At 40.2% G+C, this 15,446-nt stretch carries 18 protein-coding genes and 1 pseudogene; 4 read left to right on the top strand and 15 right to left on the bottom strand.

Translation table 11 applies throughout. The features are described 5' to 3' along the window. Positions 1-75: 75 nt before the first annotated feature. The gene (locus AC3WLU_RS05770; protein WP_492596961.1) at positions 76-585 is read right to left on the bottom strand and encodes a DinB family protein; all 510 of its coding nucleotides are present in this window, start codon (positions 583-585) and stop codon (positions 76-78) included. Positions 586-773: 188 nt separating this feature from the next. Between AC3WLU_RS05770 and AC3WLU_RS05775 the strand changes: the two genes are divergently transcribed. Further along, entirely contained in the window at positions 774-2,264 is a 1,491-nt protein-coding gene (locus AC3WLU_RS05775; protein ID WP_492596962.1) for a LysM peptidoglycan-binding domain-containing protein, read from the top strand. A gap of 23 nt (positions 2,265-2,287) precedes the next feature. Here the strand turns inward: AC3WLU_RS05775 and AC3WLU_RS05780 are convergent, their stop codons facing one another. Then, on the bottom strand, positions 2,288-3,184 hold the full coding sequence (locus AC3WLU_RS05780) for a DMT family transporter (RefSeq protein ID WP_492596963.1): 897 nt from the start codon (positions 3,182-3,184) through the stop codon (positions 2,288-2,290). A gap of 43 nt (positions 3,185-3,227) precedes the next feature. Next, on the bottom strand, positions 3,228-4,361 hold the full coding sequence (locus AC3WLU_RS05785; RefSeq protein ID WP_492596964.1) for an NADH-dependent flavin oxidoreductase: 1,134 nt from the start codon (positions 4,359-4,361) through the stop codon (positions 3,228-3,230). 133 nt (positions 4,362-4,494) lie between these two features. Between AC3WLU_RS05785 and AC3WLU_RS05790 the strand changes: the two genes are divergently transcribed. Beyond that, complete coding sequence (locus tag AC3WLU_RS05790; protein WP_106028572.1) at positions 4,495-5,361, top strand: LysR family transcriptional regulator; 867 nt, start codon at positions 4,495-4,497, stop codon at positions 5,359-5,361. Positions 5,362-5,424: 63 nt separating this feature from the next. On the opposite strand, the gene AC3WLU_RS05795 is transcribed toward AC3WLU_RS05790, so the two are convergent. From AC3WLU_RS05795 to AC3WLU_RS05825, 7 genes are all read right to left on the bottom strand, one after another. Beyond that, positions 5,425-5,628, bottom strand: a complete 204-nt coding sequence (locus tag AC3WLU_RS05795) for a zinc ribbon domain-containing protein (RefSeq protein WP_057276417.1) — start codon at positions 5,626-5,628, stop codon at positions 5,425-5,427. 410 nt (positions 5,629-6,038) lie between these two features. Then, entirely contained in the window at positions 6,039-6,581 is a 543-nt protein-coding gene (locus AC3WLU_RS05800; protein WP_492596965.1) for a hypothetical protein, read from the bottom strand. 80 nt (positions 6,582-6,661) lie between these two features. Further along, complete coding sequence (locus AC3WLU_RS05805; protein WP_268565141.1) at positions 6,662-6,817, bottom strand: hypothetical protein; 156 nt, start codon at positions 6,815-6,817, stop codon at positions 6,662-6,664. A 152-nt stretch (positions 6,818-6,969) separates the two neighbouring features. Then, positions 6,970-7,923: an ABC transporter permease gene (locus AC3WLU_RS05810; RefSeq protein ID WP_170956429.1), complete on the bottom strand. Its 954-nt coding sequence runs from the start codon at positions 7,921-7,923 to the stop codon at positions 6,970-6,972. After that, the gene (locus AC3WLU_RS05815) at positions 7,923-8,855 is read right to left on the bottom strand and encodes an ABC transporter ATP-binding protein (protein WP_057276420.1); all 933 of its coding nucleotides are present in this window, start codon (positions 8,853-8,855) and stop codon (positions 7,923-7,925) included. Before AC3WLU_RS05815 ends, AC3WLU_RS05810 begins: the two co-directional genes overlap by 1 nt. Before the next feature lie 555 nt (positions 8,856-9,410). After that, positions 9,411-9,905: a GNAT family N-acetyltransferase gene (locus AC3WLU_RS05820; RefSeq protein ID WP_440439769.1), complete on the bottom strand. Its 495-nt coding sequence runs from the start codon at positions 9,903-9,905 to the stop codon at positions 9,411-9,413. Between the two features lie 113 nt (positions 9,906-10,018). Continuing rightward, entirely contained in the window at positions 10,019-10,672 is a 654-nt protein-coding gene (locus tag AC3WLU_RS05825) for an HAD family hydrolase (RefSeq protein ID WP_492596966.1), read from the bottom strand. Between the two features lie 290 nt (positions 10,673-10,962). Here AC3WLU_RS05825 and AC3WLU_RS05830 point away from each other — a divergent pair, with 290 nt between their 5' ends. After that, positions 10,963-11,760, top strand: coding sequence for a peptidoglycan-binding protein (locus AC3WLU_RS05830; RefSeq protein ID WP_492596967.1), 798 nt, complete (start codon positions 10,963-10,965; stop codon positions 11,758-11,760). 93 nt (positions 11,761-11,853) lie between these two features. Here AC3WLU_RS05830 and AC3WLU_RS05835 read toward each other — a convergent pair whose 3' ends face one another. The 4 genes from AC3WLU_RS05835 to AC3WLU_RS05850 form a co-directional block, all read right to left on the bottom strand. Next, the gene (locus AC3WLU_RS05835; RefSeq protein WP_440439767.1) at positions 11,854-12,387 is read right to left on the bottom strand and encodes a GNAT family N-acetyltransferase; all 534 of its coding nucleotides are present in this window, start codon (positions 12,385-12,387) and stop codon (positions 11,854-11,856) included. Between the two features lie 11 nt (positions 12,388-12,398). Beyond that, positions 12,399-13,403: a phosphotransferase enzyme family protein gene (locus tag AC3WLU_RS05840; protein WP_492596968.1), complete on the bottom strand. Its 1,005-nt coding sequence runs from the start codon at positions 13,401-13,403 to the stop codon at positions 12,399-12,401. A gap of 355 nt (positions 13,404-13,758) precedes the next feature. Continuing rightward, complete coding sequence (locus AC3WLU_RS05845) at positions 13,759-13,953, bottom strand: hypothetical protein (RefSeq protein WP_034304321.1); 195 nt, start codon at positions 13,951-13,953, stop codon at positions 13,759-13,761. A gap of 63 nt (positions 13,954-14,016) precedes the next feature. Then, on the bottom strand, positions 14,017-14,280 hold the full coding sequence (locus tag AC3WLU_RS05850; RefSeq protein ID WP_057276427.1) for a hypothetical protein: 264 nt from the start codon (positions 14,278-14,280) through the stop codon (positions 14,017-14,019). A gap of 480 nt (positions 14,281-14,760) precedes the next feature. Between AC3WLU_RS05850 and AC3WLU_RS05855 the strand changes: the two are divergent. Continuing rightward, positions 14,761-14,949, top strand: a pseudogene (locus AC3WLU_RS05855) (SDR family oxidoreductase); the annotation flags it as partial. A 52-nt stretch (positions 14,950-15,001) separates the two neighbouring features. Here the strand turns inward: AC3WLU_RS05855 and AC3WLU_RS05860 are convergent. Next, positions 15,002-15,421 carry a VOC family protein gene (locus tag AC3WLU_RS05860; RefSeq protein ID WP_413003270.1) on the bottom strand — a complete coding sequence of 140 codons (420 nt, stop codon included), beginning with the start codon at positions 15,419-15,421 and terminating at the stop codon, positions 15,002-15,004. Positions 15,422-15,446: the final 25 nt, after the last annotated feature.

The raw sequence follows: 15,446 nt of genomic DNA on the forward strand, positions 1-15,446 counted from the left end.
AAATAACAGGCGGCCTTACTTTAAGAACAGGACTGTCAATGCTTACAGTCCCATCAGTAAGCAAATGAAGACCCGTTACTCTCCTTTTAAAAATAAATAAAGACCATAATCCGTCGAAGTTGAGGCATAACCCATTTGGCGCAACATGGCCGTGATATTGCCCCGATGATAGGTTCCATGATTCACGACATGCGGTACCAATTCGGCTGCACTTGTTTTCATTTGTCCGCCAGCTGGATTCTCAATTATAAGAGGTTTATGCATATTTTCTTTTTGGCCAAGCAGCGATTTGTACCGCTCGGACAGCTCAATAAACATGGCCTCCATTTCCTCCAATTCCTTTGACTCTGTTTGTTCCTTCCGTTGTTCTGCCAAATCCAATGCATGTTTCATGCTTTTACCGGAAAAAACTTCCGCCCACCCCAGATCGGAAAGATACACATGGGCCATCACACTCGATATCGATGAAAACACACTTTGAACTTCCTGATGGTAAACTTCCTTTGGAAGCTCTTTTAAACGGTTGAAAATCTGATTATTTGCCCATATGTTGAAATCATAAAACTGTAATTCAAAATTTGACATATAAACCCTCCCCTTCTACTTACAAATCACTTGTCCTTCTTACGGAATAATTCGTCCCACGCGATGTTAGAAATGCCTTTCCACAATGTACCTCTATTTATATGGCTATTCTCCATAGTAAACTAGTAAAGTTAAATTTTACAAAGGGGAATAAAATCATTGTGAAAAAATTCTTTGGATGTTTTATTATGTTAAGCCTTCTTTGTATGTGTCTCTTTCCAACCAGTGGTCATTCATCAAGTAAAACCCAATCCATAGGTTTTGTTAAAGCGGACAATACAAAAGTTTTTAGTTCTCCTAAATTAGGTTCCACTCTATTAAAGACCTTAAAGAAGGGCGAAGAGTTTCCCATCATTTCTTCTTCCGTTGGGGATTCCGCGGGGCCCATCATTCATAAAGTGAAGTCTGGAAACACACTATGGAAAATAGCAAATCAATATGGTGTTTCAGTAAGTGAGCTGCAAAAAGTAAATAAATTAACTTCTTCCGAAATAACTGTTGGCCAAAGCCTGAAGATTCCCCAGAAATATAAGATCCATAAGGTTGTATCAGGCGATACATTGTGGAAGATTTCCACTAAATACAAGGTAACAACAAATGATTTGACGAAATTAAATAACTTACGCACGGTTACCCTTAAAGTGGGCCAAAAATTGAAGGTTCCTGATTATTACTACCAGGTTCAATTGCTTGGCGGAAAAAAGGGCTGGATAAAGAAATCCCAGCTTCAAAATAAGGCGCAAAATCGTATCGTCATGGGCTGGAAGCATAACGGATCGAAAGAAAGCTATACCCAGCAACTTAAACACCCCAATTTGAATGTAGTATCTCCCCGTTCTTATACGCTGACGGATACCGGTAATTACGTTTCCGTTTCTGTAGATACAAAATACATCCAAGCTGCACATAAACAAGGAAAACAAGTTTGGCAGCTTATCGGGAATAAATTTGACCCTGTATTAACTGGTTCTGTACTAGGCAATACAAAAAAACGCCAGAAATTAGTTTCAACTTTACGCGATTCACTTGTTAAAACGAAAAGTGATGGAATAAATGTAGATTTTGAAAACATCGATCCAAAAAATAAGAAGCACTTTGTACTTTTCATAGGCGAACTGAAAAAGGCACTAAAACCGCATGGAATTAAAGTGTCTGTGGATGTCACCCGAGAAAATGAAGACCCTTATTGGTCAAAAAGCTTAGATAGGAAAGCACTTGGCAAAGTAGCGGACTATATAATCATAATGGGTTATGACGAGCATTGGGGAGGGAGCCCAGTAGCCGGGTCCGTTTCCTCGTTACCTTGGATCAAAGAAGGAACCAAGCTTTTAATGAAAGAAGTTCCTGCTCATAAGATCATATTGGCTGTACCATTTTATACGAGAGAATGGGAAACCGATTTGTCGACCAAAAAAGTGAAAAGTCATGACCGTACCATGGCTGAGGTCAACAAAATCATTTCAACTCAAAAACTTAAAAAGGTATGGGATAAACAGACGCAACAAAATTACGTGGTGTACACTTCCAAAGGGAAAAAACATCAAATTTGGATAGAAGATAAGAAATCGATGAAGCTCCGTATGGACCTGGTTAAACAAAATCATCTAGGCGGTGCAGCTGCTTGGTACATTGGATCAGAAACTCCTGACATTTGGGATGTCTATCAATTTAATCAATAGGTACATGCATAAAGGAAAAGGCCTCACATTGTGTGCGGCCTTTTTTGCATGACATCATTTTCAGTCGGTCCAGTCGTTTTAAGTGAATAGACCACCCCAATAAATATCAAGGAAATACCCAGAATTTGAATCCCGTCCGGTTTAAATCCTGAAAGCAGAATATCCAAAAGGATGGCAACTGCCGGATCGACAAAAATCATGAAAGATACTACATTTGTAGGCAAATGGCGAATACTATTAAAAAACAGCAAATACACGACGCCTGTATGGATGATGCCGGTAAGCACCGTATAAAACCATTCGGAAGATTTTAACGTTGTATATACGGAATAATCGACAAAAGGAATCAGTAATAGAAATCCAATGAACATTTGCAGAAATGTGGTCGCATATACACTGGTCTTTGTAATGCTCTTTCCTAAAAGCATGGTTGCCGCATAGAAAAAGGCAGCAATGATCCCATACATGATGCCCTCCCATTCAGGGGATGATGATCGAAATCCATCTGTTCCCATAATGAGTAATGTGCCAATGAAGCAAAGGGAAATGGCCAAGATGGAGAATACATTCATTTTCCCCCTAAAAATGAGGCTCCCTATAATGAGTACAAGGATCGGCGCTAAATGATAAAGCGAAATGGCGATTGTCACCGATATCAGCTCAAAAGATTTAAAGAGGAATATCCAGTTCAACAAGTTGGCCACCGCGCAGAAAATGATGAGCATTACCTCCCTGCCATTCCATATTTCGTTCTTGAAATGTCCGGTAATCATCCAGGCTGCACATAAGAAAACGGCAGCACAAATGCAGCGAACAAAAACCAGTTCCAATGCAGGAAGTCCTGATAGTTCCGAAAAGAAACCGACAGAACCGAAGATTGTCATGGCTAGAGACAGTTGAAGAAGTGCTATTTTATTCATTTAATTTCCCCTCATGAAATTTCCATTTTTTACATTCATACTATCATCTCTCGGGCATGCCGTCACGAGTAATGATATTCGCCCACATTTGATCCGGAATCATTAATGTGCACCTGCTATCGCGCGGTAAGGCTGTCATGATCTCGTCTTCCCTGCCTTCCTTTATTTTGGCGGCCCAGTCCGGTTCCATCAGCAATTCCCTTCCTAAAGCGAAAAGCGGTATATTTTTCTCAAGCACAGCATTTGCTTCCTCTGGAGTATGAATCGATCCAAGTGATATGAAACTGGTCCTGCCAGCTATGACATCGCGGAGAATTTCGGTCCTTGTCAATCCCCTGTTCAATCCGCTTCTAGGCATGGACCAGACATTTTTAACAGAAAGATGTAAATAGGAAAGCCCCTGAGTTGCCAATTCATCTACCAATGCAGCTGTATCATCCATTTTCAATCCGCCTTCTTCCGGTTCTTCGGGGGAGAAGCGATACCCAATAACGAATTCCTTGTCTGCATATAGATCACGGATCCGCTTCACCTCCGCGATGACGGCAAGTGGAAAATGCATTCTATTCTTCAAACTCCCTCCCCAATGATCTCTCCGTCTGTTAGAGTGGGGGGAGAAAAACTGCTGCAGGAGATAGCCATTCGCTCCATGGATTTCCACACCGTCGAATCCTGAACGAATGGCATGGCGGGTGGCTCTTCCAAAGTCTTGAATAGTGGATAGAATCTCAGTGTGGCTCATTGACCTTGGAATGTACTCTTCGCCCATTCCTTTATAAACACTTGCAATGATTCCGCTCGGACTAACCATTTTTTCTCCGCCTGTACAGCTTGGAAGGCTCTCGCTTCCGCCATGATGAAGCTGGAGAATGGCTTTTGCACCTTTGGATTTGATGGTTTTTGAAAGCTCAGTGAGTCCAGCGAGGCTTTGTTCATCATATACTTTCATTTGCCGGGGAAAGCTTGTCGCAACAGGGGAAATGGCGGCAGCAGCAGTAATGAACATGGCAGGTCCATCCGCCCTTCTTTTATAGTAGGCTAATTCCTCGTCAGAAACCAAGCCATCCTCTTGACCTGAATAAGTGGTCATCGGCGCAACTACAATCCTGTTTTTAAGAACCGTTCCATTACAAAGCGTGTACGGTGAAAAAATTTGCCCGTATTTCCGTTTCATCATTTTCCATCACCCATTCGTATTTTAATTTGTAATGTTATTGTATTCTCGACTACATCATAAGTAAAATGAATGTTTTTCATTACTTGGATTAGAGTTTCTCATGTATAATTCATAGAAGAAGGGTGTGGGGCATTTGAATTTTTTTCAACTGGAAGTCTTTTTACATGTTGTTGAACACGGAAGTTTTACGAAAGCGGGAGACCGGATCGGACTGACTCAATCAGGCGTGAGCCATAACATTACAGCACTTGAAACGGAACTTGGTGTGACTTTATTGAAGCGTGACCGAAAAGGTATAACACTCACGACTGCGGGAGAACAAGTCATTCCACATATGCGGGCCATTGCTGCCAACCTTGCACATATCGAACAAAAGATTGCAGCTGTGAATGGAATGGAAATCGGTAAAATAACGATTGGCAGTTTTCCAAGCTTCACTGCCAGATTCATACCAAAGCTATTCTCCATCTTTAAAGAAAAATACCCTAATATCGATTTGCTGATTCATGAAGGTGGATATGAGGAAATCTTAACATGGATCGAAGAAGGAACAGTGGACATCGGCTTTGCAGCAAAACCAGTAAAGAACGTGGAATTCATCCCTCTGCTAACAGATCCTCTATCAGCTGTCGTGTACGAAGACCATCCGCTTTCAGGGAAAACCTCATTGAACCTGGAAGACTTCGTTGATCAACCATTCATCATGCTGAGATCTGGCTGTGAAACACTCATAGAAGATAGATTCCTGGAAGCCAAGATAAAACCAAACATTTCATACGACATTAAAGACAATCAAACGGTGCTCTCAATGGTAGCAGGAAAATTAGGCATCACGATTATGCCAGACCTGGCTTTACCGGAAAAACCCGAACGCATCAAAAGCCTGCCCTTGAACCCGGAACTTTCCCGGGAGATCGGATTGGTCATGAAATCAGCTAAACACCTTTCACCCGTCGCCAAGGAATTTACAAAAGTCGTTCAAAATCACTTCATCGGGTAATGGGCAGTATGAAAAAAACAAGAATCCTCTTTTCATGAAAGGGGATTCTTGTCGTGCCGATGATCATCCAAAGAATAGATCCAGGAGATTACTGCCTGCAGATGATTGCCTATTATAAAACTCCGAATAACCGCACTGCTTGCAATACACAACCGTGAATTGATTATTCTGGACATCGAACATTTTTGACAAGCCTGTTCCTGTCATGGCTACATCCTTCTTGGCAGCATCATTGCTTCCGCATTTCATACAACCCTTTTCGCTCATGATCCTTCATCTCCCAAATTTATTAAAATGATAAATGCTCATAAATACCGGAGCTTCCCGGAACCGTTCATACTTACATATACGGATAACCTGGATAAATGGTTTCGGAATTCATGCAAAAATATGTAAATTCCATTGAGTACTGTTTTATTGGCTGCCTTTTTTATTACGGTTAGATTTTATGGTAGACAAGGCATTATACACACTAATTGCAAAAAATAGATTAAAATCATATGCATAGCACCGAACGGGTTATAAAAAATAACAAATAATGCATATACCCCAACAAATATGATCGGATAAATGATGTAATGATAGATGAAATTTTTTATGAACATATTATTTTATCGCATCGCTTTCTTATTCACTTAAACAGCTAAAACCGATAATCAGGGACGCTGGTGAAATCATTAAATGACATCTGCATCATCCAATCGTATTTCGGCGACCCTTCCACCTGGTACACACCAGAATTCCAAGGTAATATTTCGTTTATGGTCAATGTATCCGATAATATCGGCTCCCTGTTCATAACTTTTATAATAATGATCTCCGTACTTCGAAAGGACGTCCGCTTTCTTACTTCCTAATTTAATGCCTTTGCTTGTTTGAAGGGAGTTTTCAAATTGGGCGTCGTCCGTACTTGAAATGATCAACCGCATGATTTTCCCTTTTTCCTCGTCTGTATTGATAGAGGCCGTTTTCAACCCGCCCTTCCAATAATAATAATCATAAGCCTTATTATTATCCTGATCGATGGGTTCTCCATATTCCCTGATGAATTCCGGACTCGATATGTTATCAAACACTTTAAATCCCCCGATAGATTCATCAGACAAATCTGTTGATTTTGTCAATTTTTGAGAGAATGCCGAGTACACATAGAACCCTAACGATATTCCAATAATTGTAAAAATAATGACTAACTTTCGTTTATAATGCATTTTCCCCATCTTTAAACCTGCTCCATCTCTATCAGATTATTTCCGCGAAGTCCGCAATTAACCAGTGTATTGTTCATATGTACATGGAGCTACTGACTAGCAAACTGGTAGGAACTGATCCCCATTACGAACCCTCCGCCTATCCCGATCACTACGCCAGCAACTGTCCATTGTGATATCACCATGCCCATTAGAAATAAAGAAAATCCTATAAGTCCAATTAATAGAACCTTGTTTTTATTCATTTTCCACCCCTAAACCCAACTGAATATCCTCATATTATCTTATACGGATAATTTTGGATAAAGGTTTCACTTTATGCCAGATTCAAAGCAGCAACATTCCTGTTACATAAGAAAAACCGAAATCAGCCACTGATTTCGGTTTTTCGCTCTATTTAATTAGTGATATCTTTTTTCTGGAAGAAGAAGAAAGTTAGCGCTAAAAAGATAAGATAATAGATTCCCAGTACACCCATCGAGAATCCAAGTGTAGCTCCATCGAACATGTCTATCGTTCCGGAAATATAGCCCCTTAAATCGAGATGGGGGAATAGGACGAATTTTAACCACTCGTATTTTCCGATGAATGATTGAATGACCATATTTAATGTCGAAGAGGCAAATAGGATGAAAATGGATATACCTACTGCAAGTGCTTGGTTTTTAAATAATGTGCTTAACATGAAAGCGATGGTCGTGATGACCAGGAATCCTGGTATCCAGTAAACGATCATGTCCACGAAATATTCGCCGACTACCACCGGACTGAATTCGAAAGATGCAGGATCCATGATTTTGTCTGAATACGAACCATTGCCAAAGAATATGATTCCGATTAGATAACTGAATATAAGCAGGCTCGCAAGTAATAACGCTGCAAATAACAAGGAAGTAATATATTTGGAAAGAAGGATCTTCCAACGTTTATAAGGCCTGATCAACAGTTGTTTAATGGTCCCATCGGAAAATTCCGAGGAAACGAGCGAGCTGCAAACAATAACGACGAATAAAGTGACAAATGATGTTAATGATGTAGTCCATTCAGCCATATAGGTCCAATTCGTGTTTAAGTCAGGGTTTATATTATCAGCCAACAGTTGCTTGTTGTAAGTAATTTCTTCCATGATGGCGGCTTTTTCTTCTTCACTGATTTCCTTAGCTTCCAAAGCCTTTTCCTGTTCTTGGATATCGGCGTTTATCTCTTGCTTCCAATCTTTATTCGTTTCGTCAGGACTTAGTTTATAATCGATGACCGCAGCCCCTAATGCTGCCAATAATAGAAAAGCGATGAATATATAAGTTGATACTTTTGAAAAGATTTTCATCCATTCATTTTTTACTAAGGACATCATACAGACTCCCTCATTTCCTGCTCAGTGATTTCGAAGAATTTATCTTCCAGCGATTTTCTGGTTATGCCGATTTCAAAGACATCCAGATCATTTGCATTAAAACTCCTGTTTATATGGGCTGTTTGTTCTCTGGTGGCCGATACGGAGATTTTCTTCGCACCATTTTTTAGGATCGTGATATCCGCAAACTGTTCTTGAAGGATTTTTTTAGCTAGCTTCCCATCACTGACGGTGAATGACACTTCATTGATCGTTTCGGTTTTTTCATCAACAATATGTTCTTTCGTATGGATCAGTTTTCCCTTTTCGATAACGGCAAAACTATCACACATCAATTGCATTTCCGATAGTAAATGTGATGAAATCAATATCCCGACGCCTTCACTTGCCAGTACTTTCAAATAATCACGAAACTCGCGAATCCCTTGCGGATCCAAGCCATTCGTCGGTTCATCAAAAATCAATAACGACGGTTTATGTAAAATGGCCTGTGCCACGCCAAGGCGCTGGCGCATTCCCAATGAATAGGTTTTAACCTTCTTATCAATGGCATGATCCAGTTTGACAAGCTTAATGACCTCTTCTATTCTCTCATTGGATATGTCATTGGATGACATCCGGGCATAATGCAGGATATTCTTTCTGCCTGTCATATATTTATAGAACTCCGGATTTTCAACAATGGCCCCCAATTCATGCATCGCACCTTCGAAATCATGATCGAGGTCACTGCCATTGATCATGACCGTACCGCCCGTACGATTGATGAGACCTGTGATCATACGGATGATCGTGGTCTTCCCAGCACCATTCGGACCAAGTAAACCAAATATTTCATTGCTTTTTATTTCAAAGCTAACATTGTCTACGATGGTTGCTTTTCCAATTTTTTTAGTTAAGGATTGAACCTTAAGAACCGATTCAGACATATAATACCTTCCTTTTTTATGAATTTCCAAAATCACACAAATTCAACATTACCATATTATGCATACTATTACTATACTGATATTCTTCCAATTGGGTATATTGAACCAATGCCTCCGCCGGCGTCCACTTCCCGCCCCCATTATCCAAAAACACTGCCTTCACTTTTTTTCTTCGAAATAGCAACAACTCCTATATATCGTTACCATTTTATACGATTACGTAAGGAGAAAGTTTCAGGATTATTTTATCCGATAAGGAAAATTCACCATAATTTATACAATATATAGGTAAATCCAATAGAAATGGCCAGACCCAATGCAAATAGAAGGATTTTTCTAATAATGGAAGGTAAGAGCTTATATATCATCATTACAATTACATCGATGAAATTTGTGGGTACTCCGGAGCCGAACTCTTTGATTTCTTTCTTTTTGCCAAATAGGGCGAACCACATTATAAAAAGACCGCATAAAATAAAAATGATGGAAAAAATCTTATATCCCATTGTCTGTCACCCGTTTCCTCATAGGCTTAACGATATTGTTATTATTATCTTAACTTTCAAGTTTCAAAATGAATTCTTCAACCTCTTTACCTCTTGCATGGGAATATCCTTTGTCCTCATCGAATCTTTCAAACCCGCATTTTTCCAGCACCCGGATGGATGCAAGGTTATCCTTGGCTGCACGGGCATAAAGAGGGCGGACTTTTATGTTCGGCAAAAAATGGAGCAGTGCACATGTAGCGATCCCTTTACCCCAAAATTGTTTCCCGATCCAATAACTCACTTCCGGGTTACCAAACTGTTCAAACTTGAGAATGCTGCCTGCCACACCCCCATTACAGAGTATGGTCATTTTTTGAATATCCCGGTTCGATAAGATGTTCTTCCAGTGTGTCAAAAAAGCCGCCTTGTCTGATGGATCCTTAGATGTGAAAGCAGCCATATAGTTTGCGGCAGGATCCAATTGCTGCTCGAAAAAGATAGGAAGATCACTCTTCTTGACCTCCCGCAGGCGGACTCCTTCGTCATTCGTTTGCAATCCCATATACTCATCCCCCACACCAATATATAACATTCATTAAAACCAGAAAAACCGAAGACTCTGCCATCTTCGGCGCGGTTTCATTCTTTCATCTTACTATAATTACCGTTGAACTGTTATTGCTCAATATGCTTGATAACGTCAGACAAGCTCTTATCCGCCATGGATCGGAGGTGTAAATGATGATTTTCAAAAGCTAAAGCGTCCGTCACGGGATTTGGTACGATTACACACTTCAACCCAGCAGTCAGGGCCGCTTGAAGCCCATTTAACGAATCTTCAAATGCTACGGCTTCTGCAGGCTGAATGCCTAGGACTTCAATTGCCTTTACATACAAATCGGGCGCTGGTTTAACTTTATCAACATCATCCCCTGTGATCATAACTTCAAAATAGTGTAACAGCCCGAGTTCCCCCAAATGATGAGTGACCCATTCTTTTGTCGAGCTTGAAGCGAGGGCGATTGTATATCCATTTCTTTTTGCTTCTTCTAGATAATCCTTCACACCTTCACGTGCCTGTGCTGTTTTCATCTTTACTTCATGGAGGCTTTTTGCTCTGGATTCAATTTCTTCAATATTACACCTTTCCCCCAGCTGATCTTTGAAGTACTGATTTAGTTCAGTATTTTCGGTTCCGATACATGTAATAAAATGTTCGAGAGGCAAATCAGATTGATAAAAAGCCATCGTTTCTCTATAGGCCTCATACCAAACCGTTTCCGTGTCTAAAATTAAGCCATCAAAGTCGAAAATAACTGCCTTAATCATATGATTCCCTCCTTTAACCTTACAATAGAATTTATATTAACTTAAACGTACATGAATGAATGCCCCTGTTCAACCAAACGGTTCCGTTAGTTTCATATGAAACTTGATTTTTTCCCATAATTCGACAATTGATAAGGATATGGTAACCCGATGTCCGCCTCATTTCTTTTCTTTTTGTTACATGTTTTAACAATTACTTAGTGCCTTCGCGGTGTTTTTCCTTAACTGCGCCTAAAAGAGTGATAGTTTAACGAATGGTTTAATTGCAGGAAACAACGAGGAGGATAAACATGAAGAAAATTTTATTAACGATCCTAACGGCTACTGTATTCATTCTAGGAGTTTGCATGCCAACTAAAGGCGAAGCCGCTGCTTTGGATCGCACACTTTCATTTGGAATGAGTAATAGTGATGTTAAAGAATTACAAGAATTATTACTGACAAAAGGGGTTTTTCCCTATCATGAAGCAACAGGTTACTACGGTCCGATTACAAAGGAATCCGTAAAGAAGTTTCAGGAAAAATCAGGGCTGAAAGTCGATGGAATATCAGGAACACAAACGAATCAGAAAATACAGGTACTGAAAAGCGGGGATATGGGAAGACCTGTAGCTGAACTGCAAAGGCTATTGAAAGCCTGGGATGTTTACTCATCAACGGTCGACGGCATTTATGGATCAGGTACAAAACAAGCAGTCATGAACTTTCAAAAGCAAAAGGGATTATCCGCTGACGGTATAGCCGGTGCACGGACCTTCAGTAAATTAGAACAAAGAGCCAGTTCAGCAAGCTCAGCCGTTAAAGAACTGACGGTTACAAGTACGGCTTATACAGCAAGCTGCGAAGGATGTTCAGGCAATACAAGAATGGGTGTCGATTTAGAAAAATATGATGATGCCAAACTGATAGCAGTCGATCCGAACGTGATTCCGCTAGGCTCCATCGTGGAAGTCGAAGGCTACGGACAAGCCATCGCTGCAGACACGGGCGGTGCGATCAAAGGAAACAGAATCGATGTATTCATCGCGAAAGAAGCAGATGCCCTAACGTGGGGAAGAAAGCAAGTGAAGGTAAGAGTCATTAGATAATGCATGACATAAATATCGATTTACTATAAAAATAGATACATAACCAAACCGCAAAGAGCATGTATGGAATCCATTCATGCTCTTTCGGTCTGTTTAAACCAATTTGTACATGATAATGTCATCAACGTATTCACTTTCGCTCATCTTGAATTCTTTGATTTTACGGCCTTCTTCTACAAACCCCAGCCGTTTATACAATGATATTGCCCGATGATTCGATGAAAAAACCCCCAAACTCACCTTTTCAATCAACGGATTGGCTTCTGCCCAATCCAATAACGCCTCAATAAGCTCTTTTCCGATTCCCATCCCTCTGAAATTTTTTCTGATCATCACCCCAAATGAGCCCTTGTGGAACATTCTCTTCCTAGTTTCCGATTGAAAGGCTATCCATCCAACCACTTCATCGCTCATTTCGGCCACGATGATGGTTTCCCGTTCATTTTCCAATAACCTTCGTATCCAATCTCGTTGCTGTTCAGGTGTTTTATTGAACTCCTCCGATACGGCAATAAAATACTCGCCTTCGGAAATAACGGAATTCTGTACATCCAAAACCGCTTCCGCATCTTCCAATACACCAGTCCGGATCATATATGCAAGCCGATTATTTTTCATTCCTGGCATTCCAATCCCCCTTAATGAACCATGTTCGGATCGAAGTGAACAATAGTCCGGCCTTCCATGATTCTTTGTTCAATTTTTTGAACGGTATTGGATAATGAACGATCCGCATTCTTCAAATCATACTTTTTATGAAAAAAGTTATATAACGTTAAATCCCTTAGCTTTAAAAATAGAGGAATCGTTTCGTATTCCACAGGTGCCAGGATATTTTCCGTCTCATACCCTTTTATGAATTCCCTCATGAACTTGGCAGCATATTCATCGAGCCCTTTTATCCCTTCACGTTCCAAACTCCACATCAGATAGTACAGAGGGATCGCCAAATCGCTGGCAAACCAGTGATATGAACAGTCATCAAAGTCAAAAACATGAATCCGCCCCTCATGATAATGGAAATTGCCATTATGTATGTCAGAATGAATCAAGCCAAAATTATCTTGATGAACGGAAAGGGCATTTAAATGCTTGTTGATTATTTCTTGTTGGCGTATCACTTGCTCCGGTACATCGGATTGATAGAGCTGGACATTCAATAATTCCTCTTCATACCAATCCAGCCGTTTATATTTCGCTTCAGGCTTATAACTTTTTGTTTGTTTATGCATTTGGCCAATGGTTCTTCCCCATTCAAAAAATAAAGGTCCATCGAAATGTTCATCAGTGACTTTCATCCTAACACCAGGAGCTTTTTCAAACAGGCAACAATAAAATTCCGTACCATCCGAACCCTTTACAATTTCAACTAAATTCTTTTCTTTCGAAAAGAGAACTTTAGGAATTTCACTCCCATTATTCTGTAAATGCTCAATCCACTTTAGCTCAGCAAGCACTTGATCTTTTGTACGATGTGATTGATGGGTCATTCTTAAGATATATGGCGTCCCATCCCTGTAAACCTCAAATACGTAGTTCTCTGCATCTCCAAGTTTAACCGGATTCCCAGCATTCACTTGAAAAAAATCCCCCGCCAATTTCACCAATTCATTAGAAAAAATTCGTTCTACCGCTGCTTCCATGATCTTCACTCCCATTGCCAACATTATTAATAAAAACGATTTATACTATGCTTTATACGATACTAAGATGCCATTTCCCTTTATTTGTATTTTATAAATCTAAAAAGTAAAGATATGTTCTTTTGCATACTCATTTATTAACGGCTCCTTCGTCTTTCTCAAAGGCTGTTTTCACATACTCTGTTGCTATTTACCAAGTAGTGAGGTGTGGTTGATTTCCCCTCCAGATGCTCGCTTTCCGCGGGAGTCTCGCACTTCCGCTCCAATCAACCTTAGATAGTTTCGTTTTAAAAACAACAACCTTTACGAAAAGAGCCTTCTCAAAAAAAAAAACGCCCTATAGGGGCGTCCAAAATCAAGTTTCCTTTTCTTCTTCATTCGCTATTTTATTGAACTTCAAGATTGTTTCTTCGATTACCGGATTATTGAATTCCTCTTGGATGGCTGATTGTACAAATTTATCTTCACCATTCATTTCATCCCACTCATTAACTCTGTAATCTGGATCCCGACGATTTGTTTGACCGTTTTGTTCCTCATGATTTGACAACTATCTTCACCTCTTAACCATAGTAGAGTTCGAACCAGTCATAAGCAGAAAGAATATATCCTTTCAATAATCATCCTTGATTGAAATGGGTGAACCCGTTGAGGTATGTTGATTGACCCAGTCGAGCGATACTTTTGAAACGGCATCCCATTCAGGTATTTGGGCTTTATGTTGTTCCACCCAGCTCATGCAATATTGCGGGTCAATATTGCTTTCTTCAGATTTTGCCAAAAATGACTGAATTGTGGTTTCCGTACAATTTTCCCATGATCCACATGTATCCTGCCAAATATGTTCCATTTTCATTTGGATATTTTCGTTAGCCATTGGGATTCCTCCTTAATTAAATATTACTTATTGATATCTTCATTAAGTATGTCCAAGGCTAAATAAATCATTACAAAAATTGGGGTTTTTTAGCGAAAGAATGAATTTACAGTCGTAAAAATGATGAATAAACTGATTACGATAAACAAAATCCGCCAAAACCAATAGCTGCTTTCGAAAGGAAAATCATTGCCTTCTTCAATCTCCTTTACACCTTTATACAGCCAATTGTATTGAAACAAACCAGTTTTGGAGCATTTCCAGTAAGTTTCGGGCTATTATGCGTGAATTGGGGCATATACTCGTGAATTTTTCACGCTTTTATTTGTCGAATCGGCGTTTACTCGTGAGTTTTAGCCATTTACTCGTGAGTTTCACGCTTTTACTCGTGAGTTTAGCTGATTTACTCGTGAATTTCAGCGTTTTACTCGTGAGTTTCACACTTTCCCCATAGAATGGCACAAAAAAAAGCCGAATGCTTGGACTCCGCTGATCCCGGCGACGTTCGACGAACAATCCGTTGCCGAGTTCGGTACAGAGGCACCGCTTGGGCGCCCTGGGCAACCTGCAGATCATGCAGGCGCCTATGTGCTGCTAGCATCTGATGAAGGTGCTTATATAACAGGACAGTGCATTCATATCAATGGCGGGATCACGATGTCCTCATAACTCCAAAACGACCGAAAAGCATGGTGCTTTTCGGTCGTTTCCTTTGTGAAATTTAATTTCCTATGCCGGGCGAATTCATCAATACAATTCTCCAACCATCCGGATCTTCAACGGTAACACCTGATTTTTCCCAATATGGATTCTCCGGAGAAACCGGTTCATAGCCCATACCTTTCAACCTATTCGTGATTTCCTCAATGGTTTTACGTTCAGGAATATAAAAGACAAGCAGATTATCTTTTGATGGGGCAGGACAAGGACTGCCATCCTTATGTTGGGTAAACTCCAGATGATAGCTGGAATCCGGAAGCCCGATCATGATGCCGTCATATCCCTCGTGCCCTTCGAAAGAACCGATTTTTTTCAATCCTAATCCTTCACAATAGAAGTTTACTACCTTTTTTAGTTGATTAGTAGGACGTGCAACCCGGATTTGCGCTACTTTCATTTCAGTTGGCCATTTACTTTCCATTGTCCCATCCCTCTCTGTAAATCGA

It is taken from the genome of Peribacillus sp. FW305-BF15 (genome assembly GCF_058783805.1).